Origin of the sequence: Novosphingopyxis baekryungensis DSM 16222 (genome assembly GCF_000420305.1) — a bacterium.
Taxonomy (GTDB): domain Bacteria; phylum Pseudomonadota; class Alphaproteobacteria; order Sphingomonadales; family Sphingomonadaceae; genus Novosphingopyxis; species Novosphingopyxis baekryungensis.
In genome coordinates this window covers 282,492-304,622 of sequence record NZ_ATUR01000002.1, presented here as the reverse complement: position 1 = coordinate 304,622, position 22,131 = coordinate 282,492, and the positions used below count along the sequence as shown (strand labels likewise).

The following is a 22,131-nucleotide window of genomic DNA, read 5'->3' as shown; positions in this document are numbered from 1 at the left end:
GCGGTGTTCACTTAAAGCCCTGTTGTGGTCGCGAAGAACCGGGCGCGATTATTCGGCTATGTGAACGGGCGACGGCGCGAGACCTGTCCCAGCCACCATGATGGAATCGTCCACGATCAGCCCTTCGGGCGTAATGTGAAAAACTGGCGAACTGGTCAGTGTCGCCACATCGAACATCCATGCCGCATCGGACAAGCCGCAGATGTGGGCTTGCAGGGCACATTTTTCATCGCCCAAACCGATGCCGATACGCATGATGTCGGACCAAAAACCCTGATCGGTTGAGAAAGCGATCTCATGCTCGCGCAGATCCGGCTCTGGATCGCCGCTGCCCGATGTATCGAACCCCTCCATGCGCGACAATGTGCCTCGCGACTGCGAAAAATCGCCGGCGATATTGGCGTCCTCAATCGTTCCAGCCTGCTTGGCGGAGGCAGTGGTGCAACCCAACAAAGTCGCCGATCCCGCAGCGGGGACCAGAATTCGCGTTCCTGACATTCCACGCTCCGAACCAAAGGAAGTCTTGCGCTAACGCGAACGTGCACAGTGTCGTTCTGCGATCGGTCCAAAAAACAGCATAAGACCGGAAAAGACGGAGAGGCGGTAGGTGCCGAAAAAGAGAGCGCAGCGGCGATATGCATCAGTGCAATTGGACCACTCCTTGGAGAAAGAGGACCTGGCTTCGCTCTTTGATCCGACCTTACTTTTGCGAGTTCTTCAATGCAGGGCAGAGCCATCGCTTTCCTCGCGATCGCCCAAGTTCGTCCCGCTGGCAGCTTCGCGCCGTGCTGCCCCACAGGCCGCTTGATGCGATCTGACAAGCGACGGCGGACTATATCCGTTCGGCCCAAGTGCGTACAAAAAGGCTTGCGGAACCATTACAGCCAGTTCCAGCGCGAACACATAATATTGACGAACCACACGATTGCGCTGCAGCGTCGCCTTGTCTCTAGCGCGACGCCCAGCGAGAAATTCCTCTTGGCGCGAGCCGCGAACGCGTTATGATGTATTCGCGAATAATCGCGCAATCGAGCTTGGTGAACGGGAAACCGGTGCAAATCCGGTACTGACCTCGCAACGGTAATCGAGTGATCTGCAGCAATATGTCACTGTCCTCAGGGATGGGAAGGCGTTGCCGATCGAAACTCGTGAAGTCCGGAGACCGGCCACTCGAACCTGATACAATCACCGTCCGGGGACTGGCGGCTTATGGAACTGGTGCCATGAACCACCACTTGAAGAACGGCCTTCTGGCCGCAATGCTCGCGCTTGCGGGCATATTATCCCATGCTCTGCCGCACCCTATGGGCCTATCGACCGTCGGAGCGATCGGCATGGTTGCGGCGGCTTTCCTGCCGCGCAAATTGATGCTCGCCCCGGTATTGGCGACCATCTTCTTCATCGATGCAGTCAACGGGTTTTACAGCCTTCTGGCGATGAGCTTCGTCTATGTCGGGCACCTGCTCGCGGCGGTGTCGGTTCGCCCTGTGCTGGGCAAGATCGGCGTGTCTTCGGTCGGCTTGGCGGCGATCGGTAGTGCTGTCGTTTTCTACCTGATCTCCAACCTCACTACGATGGCCATGGGGTTCTTTCCGAACACTTTGGAAGGCTGGATAGCCTGCTATGTCGCAGGCCTGCCATTTCTGCTGAAGGGCATAGTCGCCAATGCCATATATGGTGGCGCCGCATTCGGCGTGATTGCGTTGACGGGAGCATTCGATGCGGATCGTTTCTCTACTGCCCAGCGCCACTGACATCGTCGTCGCGCTGGGCGCGGCAGACGATCTTGTCGGGGTCAGTCACAGCTGTTCGGGCGAATGGGACCACCTGCCCAAGCTGACCAGCACCTGGATCGACACCAAGGCATCGGCAGCAGAGATCGACCGCCAGGTCAGCACCGCGACCCGGCCGCTGTACGAGCTGGATATCGCCACGCTGGAACGGCTGGCGCCCGATGTCGTGGTGAGCCAGTCGCTTTGCGATGTATGTGCGGTGCCCGCCGGCGATGTGCAGGAAGCCGTGCTGTCGCTGCCGAGCAGCCCGCGTCTGGTCGATCTGTCGCCCCACAGTTTGGCCGATGTGCCGCTGTGTTTCGACCAGGTGGGCAATGCCATCGGAAGGGAGCACGCTGCTGCCGAGCTTCACGAGAAATGGGATGCAACGCTGGCCGACTATCGGGGCCGCCATTCGGGCAGCAAACTTCGCGTGGTGTTTCTCGACTGGCTCGATCCGCCGTTCGTCGCCGGTCACTGGATGCCGGACATGATCGAAGCTTTGGGCATGACCTGCCTTCTGGGCAAAAGCGGCGAACCATCCTTCAAGGTGGAATGGGATCGGATCGCGAAGGCCGCGCCGGACATCGTCATCGTCGCCTGCTGCGGCATGGACGAAGATCGAGCAAAGGCAGATGCCGTCCCGCTCGATTGCCCGGTTCTGTTTCTGGACGGACATATGCATTTCAGCCGCCCCAGCCCGGCCTTGCTGCCCAGCATGGCCATGCTGTCGGATGCGGTGGCGGAATTCCTTGAACTTGCCTGAGCCGAGCTGTTGGGAATTGCATGAAGCGGCCTGCGCGCGCGGGGACTTCACCTATAATGATCCCGATACCGGCTATGTCGTGTTTACCCGCCTTGGGCTTTTACAGCGCGAACGGTGCTGCGGTGCCGGTTGCCGCCATTGCCCGTTCGATCATGATGCTGTGAAACTTGCGGCGCGTGCCCAAAAGATACAGCAAGCCGCATGGCTGACGGATGCGCCCGAGCGGACGGATGCTGCGGTGACGCTGCTGTTCTGGAGCGGGGGAAAGGACAGCTATCTGGCCTTGCGCGCCCTGCAACGTGAGGGTCATGCCAATATCGTTCTGCTGACCACCTTCGATGCGCACAGCCGAACCATCGCGCATCAGGAATTTGCGATCGACGTGGTGGTAGAACAGGCCGCGCATCTCGATGTGCCGCTGATCGGCGTACCGCTTCATCCGGGAGCCGATTATGTGGAGCAAATCGCCGCCGCGCTCGATCTGGTGCCCGATTGCCAACGCCTTTGCTTCGGCGATCTCCATCTGGCGCATATTCGCGCATGGCGCGAACAGGCGTTCGCCCACCATCCGCGCACAGCGGATCTGGATTTGGTCTTCCCGCTATGGAATGCGGATTACGACATGCTGCTGACGGATCTGCATGCGTCGGGCGCCACCAGCATCGTCAGCGCGGTCGCCCCCGATCTGTCGCAGATCGCTGTTGGCGATGTGTTCGATGCAAAGCTGCAAGCACGCTTGCCCGCTCATGTCGATCCGTTCGGCGAGAATGGAGAATTTCACACACGCATAACGTGGTCGCCATCCCCGCCGAAACCGGATTGCCTCTGATCCGTCAGAACCGCGCGCGGGCACCGATGAAGACGGAACGGCCGGGCGTTTCGAAGCTAAAGACGTCCTCATAATCCTCATTTGCCAGATTTTCGATCCGACCGAACAGATCGACATGATCATTCAGCCGCACGTCGGCATTCAGATTGACGAGCACATAGTCATCCAACCGCACGCGCACGGGGATAAAAGATGGATCGGTAAAGGCATTATCGCCTGTCTCGCCATTATAGCGCGCGACCAATGTCACCCCGCCTGCCTCGGCCGGCGCACGCCAGTCGACCGCGACGCTGCCCATGTGCTCCGGCCGGCGGATTTCCCGAACTCCGTCCTCGCGCGCATTCAGATAGGTGTAGGACGCATTCACGCTCCAGGCCTTCCCGCCCCTCATTTGCGCAAAAGCTTCGACCCCGTTCTGCGTCGACATAGTGTCTCGATTGGCGGAGGTGGCGATGAAGGTGGGCGCGGGGTAAGTGGTGAAAATCTCGCTTTCCAGATCGCTTTCGAAATAGGTCACACCCAGCGTCGCAGCCCCGTCGGCGACGTCTTGCTCCACGCCGACTTCCCAGCCTTCCGACCGCTCGGGCTTCAGGTCGGGATTGCCGATATAGCGCCCGTCGGAATATCCGAACAGTTCGTAAAAGGTGGGGTTTTTCACGCCGGACCCTGCCGCCGCGCGCAGCCTTGTGCCCGTGTCGAAACGGTAGCTCGCTTGCAGGCGGTAGGTGGTGGTGTCGGCGAAGCGGTCGTTGTCGTCCCGCCGGATGGATGCACCGAAACTGGCATTGTCGCCAATCAATGCGTCATATTGTGCGACCAAACCAAGATTATCGATGCCGCGCTCGCCTGAAAATGCGAACCCGGACGGGTCGGTATTGCGGAACCGGTCACGTTTCACATCGAGCGCGCCGGTCAGGCGATGCTGCAGGCCTGAAGTATCGAAGCGAAAGGTCGTTTCGTACGAGCCTTTGAGGCGCTGCCCCTTGTTGCCGAAATCCCGCATGCCGGCGTCGAACCCATTGCGCGAAGTATCGACGAACTGCCCGGTCAGGGCATGGGTCCAGCGACCATCGAGCAAGCCGAGCTCTGCGCGCAGCAGACCGTAAAAGGCCTCGCTTTCGACTTCACTGCCGGGCGTGTCGATCTGATAGCCGAATGTCGGGCTGGAAGGATCATTATCGCTGTCGTTGGTCTCCACCTCGCCGCGAGAATAGCGCGCCACGCCCGTCAGCCGGAAAGCCTCGCTCGGGCTCCAGGTGGACTTTAACGAAAGCGCTCCGGTATCGTTTGCAAGATCCCGTGTGCCATTGCGGGCATCGGGCGTTCCATCGGTGCTGTTGAGCGTGGCCGACAACGCATAGTCGACGGTTCCTGCCACGCCTGCCAATCGCGCAGCGGCATTGACCGTGCCGAAGGACCCCGCTTCGATCCGGCCGCTGATGCCGGGCGCTTCGCGGCCCGTCAACGTGATGTACTGGATCACCCCGCCGATCGCGTCTGAGCCGTAGATCGCGCTTTGTTGCCCGCGCAGCACTTCGATGCGCGCCGCCTCATCAGCAATCAATCCGCTGAAATCGAACTCACCGACAAAGGGGTCGGACACCTCGATCCCATCGATCAGCACCAGCGTGTGGTTGGCTTCCGCGCCTCTGATGCGGATCTGCGTCTGGCCGGGCACATGGCTGACTGCGATGCCGGGCACATCGCGCAGCACATCCGAGACTTGCCGCACCTGCCGGCGTTCAAGAATGGTCTCATCAAGCACCGTAACAGAACTTCCAATGCGATCGGCGGGCAAGGGATCGGCAGAGCGGGTACCCGTAACCACGAAGGTTCGGGCATCGGCAGGATCGGAATCCGTTTCGATGTCGGGGGCTATTTGAGCGGAAAGGACGCCAGGTACGGCGGTGGTGGCGAGCAAAAAGCTACGCAAGACAATGGTCATCAGTTTTTATCCCAGGCGTCGAGCAACAAGGCCGGGGCGTCCGCGAGAACGGCCGGGATGGCTGGCAAGCGGACGCAGGGGCGCCAGCCGGGCCAATCCCGATGCGGCCCCAGCCGCTAATCGTCGCTCAGACGAAAGGGTTCGCGCCCGGCCAATCCCATGAGCCAGGCAAGAGCGACCCGCATCGGTCGGTCTCCTGGCTCACGGGTCGACGCTGGAGGCACACCTTCCCAGGCTTTCCGTTCCAGACGGAATTGCCCAGTGGCTGCGGCCCCTTGTGAAGGCCGCGGATGCTTCTCGCTCACCGCTTACAGTTGCAGGGACAGCCTCAGATTAGAGCAGCACATGCTCGCACTGTGTTCCCGTTACCGATGCGAATGTCGGCGACAGAAAAACCGCCAACGCACGGTCGTCTAGGGTCGCAAGCGGCGCGGTTCAATCTGGATTTTCTCCAAACGACCCGTGCTCTTTGATGGACCGGGCGAAAAAGGTCGTCAGATCGAGTTCCGATCAGAGGAAAGCATCCTCAACCCAACGCCACCACCGCCCATGCCTGAAGGCTACGTTCCACCCCCGCCGTCTCCGCCCGGCATATTACGGTAGCCCCAAAAGCCTGGGATGGGCCGCCATCAACGCCGGTGCGTTGCCCCCCTGAGTTTCTTACAAGTTCGATTAGAGCCCGCCCCTTGTGGAAGGACTTACAGGATGAAGAGAGCAACCTTTACGGAAGAGCAGATCATCGGCGCACTGAAGAAATCCGAGGCGGGAGCGAAGACAGCCAACCTTGCCCGGCGGTACAGTGTCTCGGAGGCGCCACTTTACAACTGGAACTCTGACTATGGCGGGCCGGAAGTGTGTGCTGCGCACGCCTTCGGCTCCCGAGGCCAGGCGGTTGAAGTCGCTTGGGAACGAGAATGGCATGCTGGCGGCGCTGATCGCCGAACGGCGGAACGCCTATCATCGCGGTAGCAGGCGCAAAAGGCGGCGATCCCGCTCGACACCGTCACCTGCGCCTTTCGAAGCTGCATCGAGCGCTGCTTTGCCAAGCTCAAATGCCCACGCAGCATTGCGGCGCGATAGGACAAAATCTCGGCAAGCTATGCGCTTCATAGATATCGCAGCCGCACGCCTCCGGACCACATCATCTGCCAACAGGGCCTGGAATCATGCGGGGGCGGGGAGCGTTGCGGGAAAAACCCTGTGATCTTGCGGGCAAACTGGTAGGGCGTGCGCCATGAAAAACGCACTACCTGAAGCCACACCCGTTCCCAGCTGGCGGCGGATGTCGGTCAATCCGCCCGTCTTTTACATTTCTGCCGGTCTTATTCTGGCGTTCGCGCTCTATGGCGCGCTGTTTGCAGAGCAGGCCGAGCGGGTGTTCAACGCGGTGCAGGCGCTCATCATTTTCGACTTTGGCTGGTTCTATATCGCATCGGTCGCCGGGTTCCTGATCTTTGCGCTGTTTCTGATGTTCAGCCGATATGGCGATGTACGCCTGGGGCCGGATGATAGCGAACCGGATTACAGCTATCTGTCATGGTTCGCGATGCTATTCAGCGCGGGCATGGGCATCGGCCTGATCTTCTTCGGCGTGGCCGAGCCGATGCAGCATTATGCGCTGCCCCCCGTGGGCGATGGCCGCACGATCGAAGCGGCGCGCGAGGCGATGACGCTCACCTTCTTTCATTGGGGCCTGCATGCCTGGGCCATCTACATCATCGTTGGTCTGGCGCTGGCCTATTTTGCCTTCCGCCGGGGCCTGCCGCTCACCGTGCGCTCCGCCCTTTTCCCACTGATCGGTAACCGAATTTACGGGCCGATCGGGCATGCGATCGATATCTTTGCCGTGCTCGGCACTATGTTCGGCGTCGCCACGTCGCTCGGCCTGGGCGTGCTGCAAGTGAATGCGGGCCTGAACTATCTGGTCGACCTGCCCTCCAACACGACCGTGCAGATCCTGCTGATCGCGGGCATCACCGGGCTGGCGACCATGTCGGTCGTGCTGGGCCTGGACAAGGGCGTGAAGCGGCTTTCGGAGCTCAACATCATCCTGGCAGCGCTGCTGCTGCTGTTCGTGCTGGTGTCCGGCTCCACCATTTTCCTGTTGCAGGCCTTTGTGCAGAATATCGGCACCTATCTCGGCTCCGTGGTGCAGCGCACGTTCCGCATGTACGCCTATGAACCCAATCCATGGCTTGGCAACTGGACGCTGTTCTACTGGGGCTGGTGGATCGCCTGGTCACCCTTTGTCGGCATGTTCATCGCCCGCATTTCCCGTGGTCGCACGATCCGTGAATTCGTCGGCGGCGTGCTGCTGGTGCCCACCCTGTTCACCTTCCTGTGGATGACGGTGTTCGGCAACACGGCGATCAACATGGATCTGAGCGGCGCCGTACCCCTGGCGGAAACGGTGTCCGACAATCTGCCGGTGGCGCTGTTCGAGATGCTGGACCAGCTCCCGCTGTCGATCATCGCCTCATCGCTGGCGACGCTGCTGATCATCACCTTCTTCGTGACCTCCGCCGATTCCGGCGCGCTGGTGATCGACATGATCACCTCGGGCGCGGCGCAGGACCCGCCCGTGTGGCAGCGGGTGTTCTGGGCGGTGAGCGCCGGTGCCGTGGCCGCCGTGCTGCTGGTTGCCGGAGGGCTGCAGGCGCTGCAGACCGCCGCCATCGCCAGCGCCCTGCCCTTTGCCGTGGTCCTGATCTTCATTTGCTATGGCCTGCTGCGCGCCTTGCAGACTGAAGGCATCACCGCACCGATGGACCTGTCCGATCCCGGCGCCTCCATCTTCGCAGATGCCAAGGCAGGCTGGCAGAAGCGGCTGGCCACGATCACGCGCCATTATCAGGCAGATGAGATCGAGGCTTATATCGCCGGCACCGCCGCCGATGCGCTGGACGCCGTGGCCGAACAGATGACGCCAAGCGGCATATCGCCAGAGGTGGTGCGCTCGGACGGCGAGATCAGCCTTAGCGTCGCCCATCAGGGCGGCGATCAGTTCCGCTACACGGTTCGCAACCGCAGTTTCAGCGCGCCCAGCTTCGCCTGGGCCGAAACACGGCAGGCGGCCGGCAAGACACGCCGTCACCACCGGGCCATCGCACGGTCCACCGATGGCGATCAGCCGCACGATGTGACCGGCTTTTCCAGCGAACAGGTCATCAACGATATCCTGAAACGCTACGCCCGCTTCCGTCAGACGCGGCACCTGCAATAGAAAATAGCGCGGGGCAGACCCATGGTCCGCCCCGCGCCGATCAAGCGTCTATCATGTGATGGTCGCCAGGTGCCGGGCTGTCGCCGAGCCGGCCCTCAGCTCATCCGCCGACCGAGTTCCTTGTTGATGCCCAGCGCGATCAGCGTGGCCAGTGCGCCGGAGAGCAGATAGCCGCCCGCCGCGATCAGGCCGAACTGGCTGGCGAGCACCAGCGCTACCAGCGGCGCGAAACCGGCACCGACCAGCCAGGCCAGATCGGACGTCAACGCCGATGCGGTGTAGCGCCGTGCCGTGCCGAAATTGGAAGCCACGGTGCCGGACGACTGGCCGAAGGCGAAGCCGAGTAGCGCAAAGCCCAGGATCATGAAGGTCAGCTCGCCGGCATTGCCGCCATCGAGCAGTTGCGGTGCGAAGCCGCTGAAAGCTGCGATACCCGCCGCCGACACGCCAAGGACATAGCGGCGCCCGAACCGATCGGCCGCCATGCCCGACAGCACGATGGCCACGAGGCCGACGATACCGCCGACAATCTCGATCACCAGAAACTGCGCCGGCTTTTCCGGCGTGAACAGCGCGACCCAGGATAGCGGGAACACGGTGACCATGTGGAACAGGGCGAAGCTGGCAAGCGGGGCGAACGCGCCGATCACGATGCTGCGCCAGTCGCTCCGCAATGTATCGATAACGCGCGAGGGCTGCAGATCCTTGCTTTCGAACAGCGCGGTATAATCGGGCGTGGACACCATGCGCAGCCGCGCGAACAGCGCCACCACGTTGATCGCAAAGGCCACGAAGAAAGGATAGCGCCAGCCGAAGGAGAGGAAATCCTCGGTCGACAGCGATACGAGGAAGAAGGCGAACAGCCCGCTCGCCACGATCAGGCCCAGCGGCGCGCCCAATTGCGGGATCATCGCGTACCAGCCGCGCTTCTTTTCCGGCGCGTTCAGCGCCAGCAGGGATGCCAGCCCGTCCCACGCGCCGCCCAGCGCAATGCCCTGCCCGATGCGGAAAATGGCCAGCAGGATCGCCGACCATGCGCCGATGGTTTCATAGCCCGGCAGAAACGCCACGGCAGCGGTCGATCCGCCCAGCAGAAACAGCGCGATGGTCAATTTCGTGCCACGTCCCAGAACCTCATCGACTCGCAGGAAGATCAGCGATCCGATGGGCCGTGCGATGAACGCCAGCGCGAAAATCGCGAAGGAATAAAAGGTGCCCGTCAGCGGATCGACATAGGGGAAGATCAACGAGGGGAAGACCAGCACCGACGCGATGGCATAGACGAAGAAATCGAAAAATTCCGACGTCCGGCCAATGATCACGCCGATGGCGATCTCGCTTGGCGCGACATGGCTGTCACGCGTGTTGATGGCGCGGGCATCCCGCTCGGCACGCTGCGAAGCGTTGAGGGGGCGATCGTTCGGAACGGCCGTGCCGGTCTCAGCTGTCATGCTCTTCCTGTCCTGCGATCAAGAGAATCCATTGGTCCATGGATGCCTTATGGCCGATCCGGCAAATGTTGGACATTGGACAAAATGTCCAATGTGGCACTGCAATATAATTTGCTAGATAAGCCCCATGGCAAGACCCTTCCCTCTCCTGCGTCAGCTGCGGCCGGCGCTTCGCTTCGTCCCCGTCATCGGCCTGGCGGCTCTTCTGTCCGGCTGCGACATGGTGGTGCTCAACCCCATGGGCGATGTGGCGCAGCAGCAGCGCAATCTGCTGGTGTTCGCGCTGGCGCTGATGCTGCTCATCGTCATCCCGGTGATCGCGCTGATCGGCATCTTTGCCTGGAAATATCGCGCGGACAACAAGGATGCCGCTTATGATCCGGACTGGGATCATTCCACGATGCTGGAACTGGTGATCTGGTCGGCCCCGCTGCTGATCGTCATCTGCCTGGGCGCGGCGACCTGGACGGGCACCCATCTGCTCGATCCCTATCGGCCGATCGAACGGATTTCGAAGGGTGAACCGGTGGCTGCCGACGTCAAGCCGCTCGAAGTGCAGGTGGTCGCGCTCGACTGGAAATGGCTGTTCATCTATCCCGAATATGGCTTTGCCACGGTGAATGAACTGGCCGCGCCGGTGGACCGGCCGATCAAGTTCCGCCTCACCTCCTCCTCGGTGATGAACGCCTTCTACGTCCCCACGCTGGTCGGCATGATCTACACCATGCCGTCGATGGAAACGCAGCTGCATGCGGTGATCAACGAGCCCGGCGACTATGCCGGCTTCTCCTCCAATTACAGCGGCGCCGGCTTTTCCGGCATGCGTTTTCGCTTTTACGGCATGGATCAGGCCGGGTTCGATCAGTGGGTGGCGCGCAATCAGACCGCCGATGGCGCGCTGACCCGTGCCAGCTATCTGAAGCTGGAAAAACCGACCGAGAATGTGCCCGTCATGCGCTTTGGCGAGGTGGCACCGAACCTGTTCGACCTGGTGGTCAATCACTGTGTCAAACCGGGCGATGTCTGCATGAGCGACATGATGAAAATGGACAGGGGCGACCCATCATCGATGGATGACGAAAGCGGCATGTCCATGCCGATGGGGCGCAGGCCGGAAGAACCGCTCAACGGCGCCGATGCCGGCGAGGGACCGCCGCGCAGCCCTGCCGACGCCGACAACCGGAGCCGCCCGTCCCCCGGCGCGCTCGCTATTCCTTCCACGCGGAACAAGTAACATGGCCCAACCAGACTCACTCTCCCCGCTCAATGTCAGCCCCATCTTCGGACGGTTCACGCTGGACGCCCTGCCGCTGCACGAACCGATCGTGGTCACGACCTTTGCCGTCGTGGCGCTGGGCGGCGCGGCGCTGATCGCGGCGCTGACCTATTTCAAGCTCTGGGGCTATCTCTGGAAAGAATGGTTCACCACGGTCGATCACAAGAAGATCGGCATCATGTACATGATCCTGGGCATCATCATGCTGCTGCGCGGTTTTGCCGATGCCATCATGATGCGCCTGCAGCAGGCCATGGCCTTTGGCGGGTCCGAAGGCTATCTGAACGCCCATCATTACGACCAGATCTTTACCGCCCATGGCGTGATCATGATCTTCTTCGTGGCGATGCCCATCGTCACCGGCCTGATGAACTATGTCGTGCCGCTGCAGATTGGCGCGCGGGACGTGTCCTTCCCCTTCCTCAACAATTTCAGCTTCTGGATGACCGCCGCTGGCGCGGCCATCGTCATGATGAGCCTGTTCGTAGGGGAATTCTCACAGACCGGCTGGCTGGCCATGCCGCCCCTGTCCGGCATCAGCTACAGTCCCGGCGTCGGCGTGGACTATTATATCTGGGCCTTGCAGATAGCGGGCGTCGGCACGCTGTTATCCGGCGTCAACCTGATCGCGACCATCGTCAAGATGCGCGCGCCGGGCATGCGCATGATGAAGATGCCGATCTTCTGCTGGACCGCCCTGTGCACCAACATTCTGATCGTGGCGGCCTTCCCCGTGCTGACCGCCGTGCTCGCTCTGCTCAGCCTTGATCGCTATGTCGGCACGGCCTTCTTCACCAACACGCTTGGCGGCAACCCGATGATGTACGTCAACCTCATCTGGATCTGGGGCCATCCGGAGGTCTATATCCTGATCCTGCCGATGTTCGGCGTATTCAGCGAGGTGGTGTCCACCTTCTCCGGCAAGCGTCTGTTCGGTTATACCTCGATGGTTTACGCCACGCTGGTGATCACCATCCTGGCCTATCTGGTCTGGCTGCACCATTTCTTCACCATGGGCTCCGGCGCCAGCGTGAACAGCTTCTTCGGCATTACCACCATGATCATCTCGATCCCGACGGGGGCCAAGATCTTCAACTGGCTGTTCACCATGTATCGCGGCCGCGTGCGCTTCGAGCTGCCGATGATGTGGGCGATCGCCTTCATGATCACCTTCACGCTGGGCGGGATGACCGGTGTGCTGCTCGCCGTGCCGCCAGCCGACTTCGTGCTGCACAACTCGCTGTTCCTGGTGGCGCATTTCCACAATGTCATCATCGGCGGCGTGCTGTTCGGTGCCTTCGCGGCGATCAATTACTGGTGGCCCAAGGCGTTCGGCTTCAAGCTGGACACCAAATGGGGCAAGCGCTCCTTCTGGCTGTGGGTCGTGGGTTTCTACTTCGCGTTCATGCCGCTCTATGTGCTCGGCCTGATGGGCGTCACCCGCCGCCTGCGCACCTTCGACGATCCGAGCCTGCAGATCTGGTTCCTGATTGCCGGTTTCGGTGCCTTCCTGGTGGCGCTGGGTATCGCGGCCATGCTGATGCAGTTCTTTGTCAGTGTGCGGGACCGCAAGCAGCTGGTCGATACCACGGGCGATCCATGGAATGGACGCACGCTGGAATGGGCCACCTCCTCGCCCCCGCCGGACTATAACTTCGCCTTCACCCCCGTGGTGCATGACAGCGATGCCTGGTGGGACATGAAGGCGCGCGGCTACAAGCGTCCGGAGCACGGTTTTGCGGCCATCCACATGCCGTCCAACACCGCCGCCGGGATCATTCTGGCCGGGCTCAGCGTGGCCTTTGGCGTCGGCATGATCTGGTATCTGTGGTGGCTTGCGGGGCTCAGCTTCCTGGGCATCATCGCCGTCTCGATCGCGCATACGTTCAATTACAAGCGGGATTTCTACATCCCCAAGGAGGAAGTCGTGGCGCAGGAAGAAGGGCGAACGCGCCTGCTCTCGGAGGCCGTGGCATGAACGAGCTACCTGTCGATTTCGACCGCGACACCTTCCAGCTGCCGGAAGAGCCGCATCATCCCGAGGGATCGAGCACCATGCTCGGCTTCTGGCTCTACCTGATGAGCGATTGCCTGATCTTCGCTATGCTGTTTGCGACCTATGGCGTGCTGGGCACCAGCTATGCCGGCGGACCGGGGCCGAAGGAGCTGTTCGAGCTGCCGCTGGTCGCGCTAAACACAGCGATGCTGCTGTTCTCCTCGATCACCTATGGCTTTGCCATGCTGGCGATGACCGATGGCAAGAAGGGCGCGACGCAGGGCTGGCTGGCCATCACCGGCCTGTTCGGTTTGGCCTTTCTGGGCATCGAGATGTACGAATTCGCGCATCTGATCATGGAAGGCGCTGGGCCGCAACGCAGCGCGTTTCTGTCGTCCTTCTTCATTTTGGTCGGCACCCATGGCCTGCACGTCACCTTCGGCATCATCTGGCTGGTGACGCTGATGGTACAGGTGCAGCAAAAGGGCCTGATTGCCGCCAATCAGCGCCGGCTGATGTGCCTCAGCCTGTTCTGGCACTTTCTCGACGTCATCTGGATTGGCGTCTTCACCTTTGTCTATCTGATGGGGATGCTGCGATGAGCACGACCACGCACGAAGCCGGGCCGGCCGAACATGCCGCCCATGGCGCGCACGATCACGATCACGATCTTGATCACGCGCTGGCGCATGAAGAAAGCCATGGATCGCGCAAGGGCTATATGATCGGCTTCGGCCTGTCCGTGGTCCTTACCGCCATCCCCTTCTGGCTGGTGATGACACGCCCGCTGACAACCCAGGCCACCGCGCTGATCATCATGCTGTTTGCCGCCGTGCAGATGGTGGTACACATGATCTTCTTTCTGCACATGAACCGGCGCGCCGAGGGCGGCTGGTCGATCATGGCGCTGATCTTTACGGTGGTGATCGTCATCATCGCCCTGAGCGGATCGCTCTGGGTCACGTACCATATGAACGCCAACATGATGCCGATGCAGGCGATGAGCGATATGTGATGAAGCGTGCAGGCCCGGCGCTCGCGCTGATCGCGGGCCTGCTCGTCATCGCAGCGCTGCTGGCGCTGGGCACCTGGCAGGTGCAGCGGCTGGCCTGGAAGGAAGCCCTTATCGCGCAGGTCGATGCGCGGGTTCATGCCGATCCGGTCGCCCCGCCCGCCACCATTTCCGCTGACGATGCCTATACCCGCGTCACCGTCCGCGGGCGCTATCTTCCCGATGCCTCCAGCCTGACGCAGGCCGCGACCGCGCGCGGCTCGGGCTATTGGGTGCTCTCTCCGCTGATTGCCGATAGCGGGCAGACGATCCTCATCAACCGCGGTTTCGTGAATGAGCGCCGCGTCCCGCCCGTACCGACGGGCGAGCAACGGGTGACCGGCCTGCTGCGGCTCAGCGAACCGGACGGCGGCTTCCTGCGCGATAACGATCCCGCTGCCGATCGCTGGTATTCGCGCGATGTGCCCGCCATCGCCGCCAAACGCGGGCTGAGCGATATCGCGCCCTATTTCATCGATGCGGAAGCGGGCGCGCCTGTGCCGGGACAGCCGATCGGCGGGCTCACCATAATACACTTTGCCAACAATCATCTCGTCTATGCCATCACATGGTATATTCTGGCCGCCATGGCCGCCGCTGCCCTCATCTATCTGACCCGCAACCGCCGCCGCCCGACAGGCGGTGGCGCAGCATGAGCACGGCGCTTCTCCAGTCGCTGGACGATGACGCGCCGGACAGCGCCGGACGCAAGAACCTGCTGCAGCTGATCCAGCTGCGCTGGCTGGCGGTGGCCGGGCAGCTGGCCACCATCCTGCTGACCCATTTCGCCTTCGGTATCCTGTTGCCACTCGCACCGATGCTGGGCGTCCTCATCGGGCTAGTCTTGCTCAATCTGGTCAGCCTGCCGCTCGTGCGCCGCGGCAGTGCGATCCGCAATGGCGCGCTGTTCGGCGCCCTGCTGCTCGATGTCGCGGCGCTGTCTGCCCAGCTTTACTGGAGCGGCGGCGCGACCAATCCGTTCGTCTCCCTGTTCCTCCTGCAGGTCGTGCTCGGCTCGGTGCTGCTCGATCGCTGGTCGAGCTGGGCGTTGGTATGCGCAACCACCCTCGCCTTTGCTCTTCTGACCGTCTTTCATCACCCGATCGCCCTGCCCCCGCAGCTCCAGACCGATCTGTTCACCCTGTATATTCAGGGCAGCTGGGTGTGCTTCGCGCTGGTCGCTGTGCTGCTGGTGATGTTCGTCACCCGCATCAACAGCAATCTGCGCGCGCAGGATGCGTCTCTGGACGCCATCCGGCGGCAGGCGATCGAGGAAGACCATATCGTGCGCATCGGCATGCTGGCGTCCGGCGCGGCGCACGAGCTGGGCACGCCGCTGTCCTCGCTGTCCGTCATTCTGGGCGACTGGCGGCATATCGACGCGATCCGCAGCGATCCGGAGCTGCTGCGCGATGTCGAGGACATGCAGGCCGAAGTGCAGCGCTGCAAAGGCATCGTGACCGGCATTCTCCTGTCATCCGGCGATGCACGGGGCGAGCAGTCCGCCGCCACGACCGTGCGTGTGCTGTTCGATCGCATCGTCGCGGACTGGGCAAAGGCGCGTAGCTTCGCCAATCTGCACTATGTGGACAGTTTCGGGCCGGATATGCCCATCGCGTCCGATCTGGTGCTGCAGCAGGCGGTCTTCAATCTGCTCGACAATGCCGCCGAGGTTTCGCCCGCGCGGATCGATGTGGCGCTGTCGCGCGCCGAGGACGGGCTGATCCTGCGCGTGCGCGACCATGGCCCCGGCTTTCCCGCCGCGCAGCTGAGCAGTCTGGGCAAGCCCTATAATAGCGCAAAGGCGGAACCGGGCCGCGGGCTGGGCCTTTTTCTGGTAGGCAATGTGGCGCGCAAGCTTGGGGGCAGCTTTGCCGCGCGCAACTTGCCGGACGGCGCCGGCGCCGAAGTTCAGCTGCGCCTGCCGCTCGACGCCCTTCGCTTGGGAGAACAGGATGCCGGACCAACCACTGCTGCTGATCGTCGAGGATGACGCGGTTTTCGCGCGCACATTGCAACGCTCGTTCGAACGGCGTGGCTATGAGGCCGTTCTGGCCGCAAGCCCGGCGGACGTGGACCAGGTGCTGGCGGATCGCACGCCGCGCTATGCCGTCGTCGATCTGAAACTGGCGCAGGCATCCGGGCTCAGCTGCGTGGAAACGCTGCATGCGTATGACCCGGACATGATCATCATCGTGCTGACGGGCTATGCCAGCATCGCCACCGCTGTACAGTCGATCAAGCTCGGCGCGACCTCCTATCTCGCCAAACCGGCCAATACCGATGAGATCGAGGCCGCCTTCGGTCAACAGACCGGCGATGCCGCCGCACCGATTGAAGGGCGGCCCACGTCGATCAAGACGATGGAGTGGGAACGGATCAACGAGGTTCTGGCCGAAACCGATTTCAACATATCCGAAACCGCCCGCCGCCTGGGCATGCACCGGCGCACCCTGGCGCGGAAGCTGGAAAAACGCCCGGTCAACTGACCGCAGCAGACCTCATCCCAAGGAGACGCCTAGCGTGGCCGTTTTCTGTCTTTTCAGAAAATGGTGCCCGAGGGAGGAATTGAACCACCGACACTACGATTTTCAGTCGTATGCTCTACCAACTGAGCTACTCGGGCACATCGCTTATGCGGGAAGCTCTACGCTCCGCCGCCTGCGGAAGATGGGCCTATAGTCGGGGGCGGGCAGGCTTGTCCAGCCCCCTTTCGCCCTCAACATGGGCGCAAAGTTTTTTGCGCGCTCAATCCTCGTCATACTCCTGCCCGATGCTCTCGGGCGGCACGGGCGGGCCGGGGATACGATATCCGTCGCCCAGCCATTTCAGCAGATCGCGGTCCTTGCAGCCGGCGCTGCAGAAGGGCGCGGCATCCTTGCTCACCGGCTTGCCACAGGCCGGGCACTTGGGGGCGTTCATGCTTCCACCTCGTTGATCGTTTCGGCCCCGTGCACGGGAAAGTCTGGCTCACGGTCCATCACCACCGGTCGGCCGACACGCCGCGCCAACTCCTCGACCAGCGGGAAATGGCGTTCCAGCCATGTGATGACCGCCGGATGCGCGCGCAGCGTCAGCTGTCCGCGGCCGCCGGACCGTTCTCCCCGGCGTAGCAGCGCGATGGCGGTGCTGGCCGGGGCGTGGCCCTGCAATGTCTCGCTGACCGACGCGCGTACACGGCGGCGCACGATCTGCAATAGCCCGAAACCGTTGACCGCCGTCCGCTCACAGGCAAAGCCGCAGCGGTCATCGAACAGCGCCGCCAGTGCCGCGCGATCCGCCTTGTCCGCCAAGGTCGGGAAGTCGACCACGATATTGCCCTGCAGATCGAACAGCGCAATCGCGCGGGCCACCTCCGGCGCTGCGGCGAGGGCCAGGGCACGCGGCGGCAGATCGCCGTCCACATCGATACAGGTAAAGGCGGCCGTATGCTCGATCCGCAGGCTGCCGCCGTCGAACGGAATCAGGCCTTGCCGCGCCTGTTCCAGAAGATCGTCCCAGCCATGATCGCCAAGCGATTCGGCCCCATCGGCGCGCAGATCCCGCACCGCACCTTCCTCGCCAATCCGCGCGCGCAGGTCCTGCCCGGCGGATGCGGGCGCAGCGCTCGGTCTGGCGAGCGGCAGCTTGGGCCGTCCACGCTCGCGCATCGCCTCGCGCGTGATTTCAACGGTGAGATCGGCGCCTTCGGTCGCGCCCGGCGGGATAGGAGAAAGCAGCGCTTCGCGGTCATGGCCGATATCCACCAGCGCGCGGTGGCCGAGCTTCTTGCGCAGGCGCGCCGTGCCGATCACGGTGCCCGCACGCGGCCAGCCCTGCCGCTCGATCCGGATGGCCGCAACCGCGCCGTTCACCAGCTGGAGCGCGCGCGCCTCGCCGATGCCGTCCTCGTACAGCCACTCATCCAATGGGATAGCCCGCCTGTTTCAGGAGCAGCCGGGTCTCATAGAGCGGCAGACCCATGATCGCCGAATGGCTGCCGGACATCCACAGGATCAGCGCCTCGGCGCGTCCCTGAATGGCATAGCCGCCCGCCTTGCCCAGGCCTTCTCCGCTGGCAACATAGGCCGCAATCTCGTCGGCATGCAGCGGTTTGAATTTCACGATGTTTTCGGAGCATTTGCTGCGCTGCACGCCATCGGCATCGATCAGGCTGACCGCGCTGTAGACGCGGTGCCGCCGGCCGGAAAGCAGCTCCAGGAAGCGCCGGTTCATGTCCGCATCGCTGGCCTGCTGCAGGATGCGCCGCCCCGGGGCCACGCAGGTATCCCCGGCAAGGACCAACTCGCCCTCGCCGCGTACAATCGCGCGCGCCTTCTGCTCGGCCAGCCGCAGCGCATAGTCGCGCGGAAGCTCGCCCGGCAAGGGTGTCTCGTCGATATCGGGGGACGCCACACGCGCCGGCGCAACGTCGATCCGTGCCAGCAATTCCCGGCGGCGCGGGCTGGACGAGGCAAGGACCAGCGCCGGGCCAGCGCCGGGTGCACTCATGCCAGCCTCATTTGAAGCGATAGGTGATCCGGCCCTTGGTGAGATCATAAGGGGTCAGCTCCACCAACACCTCATCGCCCACCAGCACGCGGATACGGTTCTTGCGCATCTTGCCTGCAGTATGGCCAAGGATTTCATGACCGTTTTCCAGCTCCACACGGAACATCGCGTTGGGCAGGAGTTCGCGGACATGGCCGCGCATTTCCAATAGTTCTTCTTTCGCCATTCTCATCCAAACTTGGGTTTCGGGGCATTGGGATTCAAACCCGTGGCCCCCACAGATTGTTCGCCCCCTAGACCGCTTGCAAGCAAAAGGAAAGATGGACTGCTGTTCGATGAATATGGGTTGAGAACCGACAGGCGACAATTGGTTACAGGAATTGCCATTACGTGCGCGTCTGGAAGGGGCTAGATCGACGCCATGCGGGGCAAAAAGCGGAAATGTCCGCAATCGCAGAAAAACAAGAGTGCCTTCCTATCATGACCCTCCCCCTTTCCTATTCGAAATCCATCCTGGCCAGATCGCTGCTGGCCGCCTCGGCCGCGCCGCTGGCGTTGATCGCCGGGTCCGCCGCGCAGGCGCAGGATCTGGCCGTTCCGGATACCGCCGCCGACAATGATCCCAGCGAAACGGTGGATCCACAGGCCTATGATGGCGACGAGATCGTGGTGCGCGCCACCCGGCTGAAGGGCGAGATCGACACCGATATTCCCGTGCTGGAAGAAATCAGTCCGGAGGAGATTGCGGGCTATGGCGCGTCTTCCATCACCGAGCTGGTCGATCTGCTGGGCCCCAAGGCCGGTTCGGCGCGTGGTCGTGGGGGCGGCCGACCGGTGATTCTCCTGAACGGCCGCCGCATTTCCAGCTTCCGCGAACTGCGCGATTTGCCGCCGGAAGCCATCGCCCGTGTGCAGATCTTTCCGGAAGAGCTGGCGCTGCAATATGGCTATCGGCCGGACCAGCGCGTGCTCAACTTCATCCTGGTGGACAATTTCGCGTCGGTGATCGGCGAGGTGGAATATGGTCAGCCATGGGCCGGCGGACGGTCCAAGCAGGAAGCGGAAGTGGGCCTCACCCGCATCGGCGATGATTTCCGTTTCAACCTGGATGCGGAATATTCCCACCAGAGCCCGTTGCTGGAGGCCGAACGCGGTATCATTCAGCCTGCCGTCGGTGCCAATGTGGTGCTGCCCGCCGGGGTGACCGATCTGGGCCAGTTCCGCACCCTCCTCGGCCAGAGCGACGAGTGGAAGCTGAACGCCAGCTACAGCCGCAATTTGAGCGAACAGACCACACTGTCGCTGAACGGAGCCTATGAACTGCAGGACAGTGTTTCGCTGAACGGCCTGCCGTCGCTCGGCCTGACCATTCCCGGTACGGGCGACACGGTCACGCGGCTGTTCACCGATCCCCAGCCGCTCCGGGGCAGGACCACCACCCAGACCGGATCGGCCAGCGCCGGACTGAATGGCACTCTGGACGACTGGCGCTGGTCCGTGAACGCCAATTATTCCGAGGTGGACAGCCATGTCCTGACGGACCGGTCGCTGGACGGCGCCGCGTTGCAGGCGCTGGTCGCCGCTGGCCTGGCCGATCCTTTTGCCGCCGATATCGGCGCGGACTTGCGCTTCGTTCAGCCGGACCTGACCGACAGCCTTGTGAGCACCGCCGATCTGACCGCCGAAACATCGGGCGCACTCTTTGCACTGCCCGCCGGTGAAGCGCGGCTCAGCGTCAATGGCGGCTATAACCGGCAGGATATCACCGGCCTGGCCGTGCGATCGGGCATCGCCACCGCCACCGATCTTGGCCGGGGGACCGGCAGCATCGGCGGCAATATCTCGCTGCCCATTTCCAGCCGCCGCGACGGGGTGCTGGACGCGATCGGCGATCTGACGCTGAACGCCAATGCCGGCTATAAAGACCTCACCGATTTCGGCGGTATCACCAGCTATGGCGGCGGTTTCACCTGGCAGCCGACCGAGACGCTGCGTTTGCTGTTCAGTTATATCGGCGAGGAAGCGGCCCCCTCGATCTCCAATCTGGGATCGCCGATCATCATAACGCCCAATGTGCCGATTTTCGATTTCACCACCGGGCAATCGGTGCTGATCGACCGGACCAGCGGCGGCAATCCCGCGCTGATTGCCGAGAGCCGGGGCGATATCAAATTCAACATCGGCTGGGAGCCGGGTTTCCTGGAGGATTTCCGGATCGAGGCGGAATATAACCGCAACCGGTCGCGCGATGTGACCAACAGCTTTCCGCTTCTCACACCCGCGATCGAAGCCGCCTTTGCCGACCGTGTGACGCGCGGGCCCGATGGGCGTCTGATCGCACTCGATGCGCGCCCGGTGACGTTCAGCGAGGTGAATAGCGACCGCATCCGCTGGGGCATCAACTATAGCGGCGAGTTTGGCGGCAATGATGCGCCGTCCGGTGCCGGAGAGCGCGGCGCAGCCAATGGCGCTGCAGACGGCGGCGATACGCGCCACCGCGGTCGTCCCGATGCCGCCGAAGGGCGGACCACGGGCAGCGCACCGGCTGGCGATGGCACGGCGGCGGCCACGCCCCCGGGCGACGGCGCGCCCGCGAAGCAGGACAGTTCCGATGGCGGGCAGGCGGCGGCAGCGCCCGAACCTGCCGCCGAGCCGCAGCCCCGCCGCGGGCGCCGCGGTGGCAATCCATTTGGCGGCGATGACGGCAAGGGACGCTGGCGCGTCTCGCTCTATCACACCTACACGCTGAAGGATGACATTCTGATCCGTCCCGGCGTGCCCGTGCTGGACTTGCTGGATGGCGACGCCGTGGGGGCATCCGGTGGCACGGCCCGACACCAGATCGAACTGGAAAGCGGCCTGTTCTACAAGGGCATGGGGGTCCGTCTGGCGGGCAATTATCGGTCCGCCACGCGCGTGAACGGTGATCCGCTGACCGGCAGCAGCGATCTGTTCTTCGGCGATATCGCCACCTTCGATCTGCGCCTGTTCGCCAATCTGGAACAGGTCCTGAAAAAGGACAACGGCTTCTTCAAGGGGACCCGTGTGTCCCTGCGCGTCGACAATCTGTTCGGCGCGATCCAGGATGTGCGCGACGATAGCGGGGTGACGCCGCTGCGCTATCAGCCGGGATTCGTCGATCCGGTGGGCCGCTATATCGAGATCGATTTCCGCAAACGGTTCTGAGGCTTGCCGCCGCATGATCCGATTGCGGAGCCCCGGCGGCTCTGCCACTATGGCCGCATGGTCAGTTTCCATATCACACCGGCAGGCTTTCCATCGGCTTGCCGGCAGCCCGCCGATCACCGCACCGCTCGCGCCTGCCCTGCCG

At 62.7% G+C, this 22,131-nt stretch carries 19 protein-coding genes, 1 tRNA gene, 1 pseudogene and 2 riboswitches; of the genes and pseudogenes, 13 read left to right on the top strand and 8 right to left on the bottom strand.

The window, feature by feature from the left end; translation table 11 throughout:
- Positions 1-48: 48 nt before the first annotated feature.
- Positions 49-498: a hypothetical protein gene (locus G410_RS0101565; RefSeq protein WP_156851819.1), complete on the bottom strand. Its 450-nt coding sequence runs from the start codon at positions 496-498 to the stop codon at positions 49-51.
- Between the two features lie 502 nt (positions 499-1,000).
- Positions 1,001-1,185: riboswitch (cobalamin riboswitch) on the top strand.
- 38 nt (positions 1,186-1,223) lie between these two features.
- On the opposite strand from G410_RS0101565, the gene G410_RS0101560 reads away from it, so the two are divergent.
- The 3 genes from G410_RS0101560 to G410_RS17235 are packed head-to-tail and all read left to right on the top strand — an operon-like array spanning position 1,224 to position 3,367.
- Entirely contained in the window at positions 1,224-1,754 is a 531-nt protein-coding gene (locus tag G410_RS0101560; protein WP_156851818.1) for a DUF6580 family putative transport protein, read from the top strand.
- Positions 1,720-2,538: an ABC transporter substrate-binding protein gene (locus G410_RS15185; RefSeq protein WP_022671903.1), complete on the top strand. Its 819-nt coding sequence runs from the start codon at positions 1,720-1,722 to the stop codon at positions 2,536-2,538. Before G410_RS0101560 ends, G410_RS15185 begins: the two co-directional genes overlap by 35 nt.
- Positions 2,525-3,367 (top strand): Dph6-related ATP pyrophosphatase, encoded by an 843-nt coding sequence (locus G410_RS17235; protein ID WP_156851817.1) that lies wholly within the window; start codon positions 2,525-2,527, stop codon positions 3,365-3,367. The genes G410_RS15185 and G410_RS17235 overlap by 14 nt, the downstream gene beginning before the upstream one ends.
- A 4-nt stretch (positions 3,368-3,371) precedes the next feature.
- On the opposite strand, the gene G410_RS0101545 is transcribed toward G410_RS17235, so the two are convergent.
- Entirely contained in the window at positions 3,372-5,312 is a 1,941-nt protein-coding gene (locus G410_RS0101545; protein ID WP_022671901.1) for a TonB-dependent receptor plug domain-containing protein, read from the bottom strand.
- Between the two features lie 169 nt (positions 5,313-5,481).
- Positions 5,482-5,700, bottom strand: a riboswitch (cobalamin riboswitch).
- A 317-nt stretch (positions 5,701-6,017) separates the two neighbouring features.
- Here G410_RS0101545 and G410_RS17870 point away from each other — a divergent pair.
- Positions 6,018-6,255: pseudogene (locus G410_RS17870) on the top strand (transposase); the annotation flags it as partial.
- Positions 6,256-6,546: 291 nt separating this feature from the next.
- A complete protein-coding gene (locus G410_RS0101540) occupies positions 6,547-8,535 on the top strand; it encodes a BCCT family transporter (protein WP_245559279.1) in 1,989 nt (662 codons plus the stop codon).
- 95 nt (positions 8,536-8,630) lie between these two features.
- On the opposite strand, the gene G410_RS0101535 is transcribed toward G410_RS0101540, so the two are convergent.
- On the bottom strand, positions 8,631-9,986 hold the full coding sequence (locus G410_RS0101535) for an MFS transporter (RefSeq protein WP_022671899.1): 1,356 nt from the start codon (positions 9,984-9,986) through the stop codon (positions 8,631-8,633).
- Positions 9,987-10,113: 127 nt separating this feature from the next.
- Between G410_RS0101535 and cyoA the strand changes: the two genes are divergently transcribed.
- From cyoA to G410_RS0101500, 7 genes are read left to right on the top strand one after another with little or no spacing between them, the layout of a single operon-like run.
- On the top strand, positions 10,114-11,220 hold the full coding sequence (gene cyoA / locus G410_RS15175) for a ubiquinol oxidase subunit II (RefSeq protein WP_022671898.1): 1,107 nt from the start codon (positions 10,114-10,116) through the stop codon (positions 11,218-11,220).
- 1 nt (position 11,221) lies between these two features.
- Positions 11,222-13,240 (top strand): cytochrome o ubiquinol oxidase subunit I, encoded by a 2,019-nt coding sequence (cyoB, locus tag G410_RS0101525; RefSeq protein WP_022671897.1) that lies wholly within the window; start codon positions 11,222-11,224, stop codon positions 13,238-13,240.
- Positions 13,237-13,860: a cytochrome o ubiquinol oxidase subunit III gene (cyoC, locus tag G410_RS0101520; protein WP_022671896.1), complete on the top strand. Its 624-nt coding sequence runs from the start codon at positions 13,237-13,239 to the stop codon at positions 13,858-13,860. The genes cyoB and cyoC overlap by 4 nt, the downstream gene beginning before the upstream one ends.
- A complete protein-coding gene (gene cyoD, locus G410_RS0101515) occupies positions 13,857-14,273 on the top strand; it encodes a cytochrome o ubiquinol oxidase subunit IV (protein WP_022671895.1) in 417 nt (138 codons plus the stop codon). The genes cyoC and cyoD overlap by 4 nt, the downstream gene beginning before the upstream one ends.
- A complete protein-coding gene (locus G410_RS0101510; protein WP_022671894.1) occupies positions 14,273-14,965 on the top strand; it encodes an SURF1 family protein in 693 nt (230 codons plus the stop codon). The genes cyoD and G410_RS0101510 overlap by 1 nt, the downstream gene beginning before the upstream one ends.
- Positions 14,962-16,302, top strand: coding sequence for an ATP-binding protein (locus tag G410_RS0101505; protein ID WP_022671893.1), 1,341 nt, complete (start codon positions 14,962-14,964; stop codon positions 16,300-16,302). Before G410_RS0101510 ends, G410_RS0101505 begins: the two co-directional genes overlap by 4 nt.
- Positions 16,265-16,798 (top strand): response regulator transcription factor, encoded by a 534-nt coding sequence (locus tag G410_RS0101500; protein WP_022671892.1) that lies wholly within the window; start codon positions 16,265-16,267, stop codon positions 16,796-16,798. Before G410_RS0101505 ends, G410_RS0101500 begins: the two co-directional genes overlap by 38 nt.
- 61 nt (positions 16,799-16,859) lie before the next feature.
- On the opposite strand, the gene G410_RS0101495 is transcribed toward G410_RS0101500, so the two are convergent.
- The 5 genes from G410_RS0101495 to infA all read right to left on the bottom strand — a co-directional run bounded on the left by G410_RS0101495 (position 16,860) and on the right by infA (position 19,026).
- Positions 16,860-16,935, bottom strand: a tRNA-Phe gene (locus G410_RS0101495).
- A gap of 122 nt (positions 16,936-17,057) precedes the next feature.
- Positions 17,058-17,231: a DNA gyrase inhibitor YacG gene (locus G410_RS17590; protein WP_022671891.1), complete on the bottom strand. Its 174-nt coding sequence runs from the start codon at positions 17,229-17,231 to the stop codon at positions 17,058-17,060.
- Positions 17,228-18,217 (bottom strand): ribonuclease E/G, encoded by a 990-nt coding sequence (locus G410_RS15170; RefSeq protein ID WP_022671890.1) that lies wholly within the window; start codon positions 18,215-18,217, stop codon positions 17,228-17,230. The genes G410_RS17590 and G410_RS15170 overlap by 4 nt, the downstream gene beginning before the upstream one ends.
- Complete coding sequence (locus G410_RS0101480) at positions 18,210-18,800, bottom strand: Maf family protein (RefSeq protein WP_022671889.1); 591 nt, start codon at positions 18,798-18,800, stop codon at positions 18,210-18,212. Before G410_RS0101480 ends, G410_RS15170 begins: the two co-directional genes overlap by 8 nt.
- 7 nt (positions 18,801-18,807) lie before the next feature.
- A complete protein-coding gene (gene infA, locus G410_RS0101475) occupies positions 18,808-19,026 on the bottom strand; it encodes a translation initiation factor IF-1 (RefSeq protein WP_022671888.1) in 219 nt (72 codons plus the stop codon).
- A gap of 254 nt (positions 19,027-19,280) precedes the next feature.
- On the opposite strand from infA, the gene G410_RS0101470 reads away from it, so the two are divergent.
- A complete protein-coding gene (locus tag G410_RS0101470) occupies positions 19,281-21,986 on the top strand; it encodes a TonB-dependent receptor (RefSeq protein WP_022671887.1) in 2,706 nt (901 codons plus the stop codon).
- Positions 21,987-22,131: the final 145 nt, after the last annotated feature.

Coding starts and splice junctions, on each gene's coding strand:
- G410_RS0101565 (WP_156851819.1), bottom strand. CDS start 498: ATGTCAGGAACGCGAATTCTGGTCCCCGCTGCGGGATCGGCGACTTTG.
- G410_RS0101540 (WP_245559279.1), top strand. CDS start 6,547: ATGAAAAACGCACTACCTGAAGCCACACCCGTTCCCAGCTGGCGGCGG.
- G410_RS0101500 (WP_022671892.1), top strand. CDS start 16,265: ATGCCGGACCAACCACTGCTGCTGATCGTCGAGGATGACGCGGTTTTC.
- G410_RS0101470 (WP_022671887.1), top strand. CDS start 19,281: ATGACCCTCCCCCTTTCCTATTCGAAATCCATCCTGGCCAGATCGCTG.
- cyoC (WP_022671896.1), top strand. CDS start 13,237: ATGAACGAGCTACCTGTCGATTTCGACCGCGACACCTTCCAGCTGCCG.
- cyoA (WP_022671898.1), top strand. CDS start 10,114: ATGGCAAGACCCTTCCCTCTCCTGCGTCAGCTGCGGCCGGCGCTTCGC.
- G410_RS15185 (WP_022671903.1), top strand. CDS start 1,720: ATGCGGATCGTTTCTCTACTGCCCAGCGCCACTGACATCGTCGTCGCG.
- G410_RS0101545 (WP_022671901.1), bottom strand. CDS start 5,312: ATGACCATTGTCTTGCGTAGCTTTTTGCTCGCCACCACCGCCGTACCT.
- infA (WP_022671888.1), bottom strand. CDS start 19,026: ATGGCGAAAGAAGAACTATTGGAAATGCGCGGCCATGTCCGCGAACTC.
- G410_RS0101480 (WP_022671889.1), bottom strand. CDS start 18,800: ATGAGTGCACCCGGCGCTGGCCCGGCGCTGGTCCTTGCCTCGTCCAGC.
- G410_RS0101535 (WP_022671899.1), bottom strand. CDS start 9,986: ATGACAGCTGAGACCGGCACGGCCGTTCCGAACGATCGCCCCCTCAAC.
- cyoB (WP_022671897.1), top strand. CDS start 11,222: ATGGCCCAACCAGACTCACTCTCCCCGCTCAATGTCAGCCCCATCTTC.
- G410_RS0101560 (WP_156851818.1), top strand. CDS start 1,224: ATGAACCACCACTTGAAGAACGGCCTTCTGGCCGCAATGCTCGCGCTT.
- G410_RS17590 (WP_022671891.1), bottom strand. CDS start 17,231: ATGAACGCCCCCAAGTGCCCGGCCTGTGGCAAGCCGGTGAGCAAGGAT.
- G410_RS0101505 (WP_022671893.1), top strand. CDS start 14,962: ATGAGCACGGCGCTTCTCCAGTCGCTGGACGATGACGCGCCGGACAGC.
- cyoD (WP_022671895.1), top strand. CDS start 13,857: ATGAGCACGACCACGCACGAAGCCGGGCCGGCCGAACATGCCGCCCAT.
- G410_RS0101510 (WP_022671894.1), top strand. CDS start 14,273: ATGAAGCGTGCAGGCCCGGCGCTCGCGCTGATCGCGGGCCTGCTCGTC.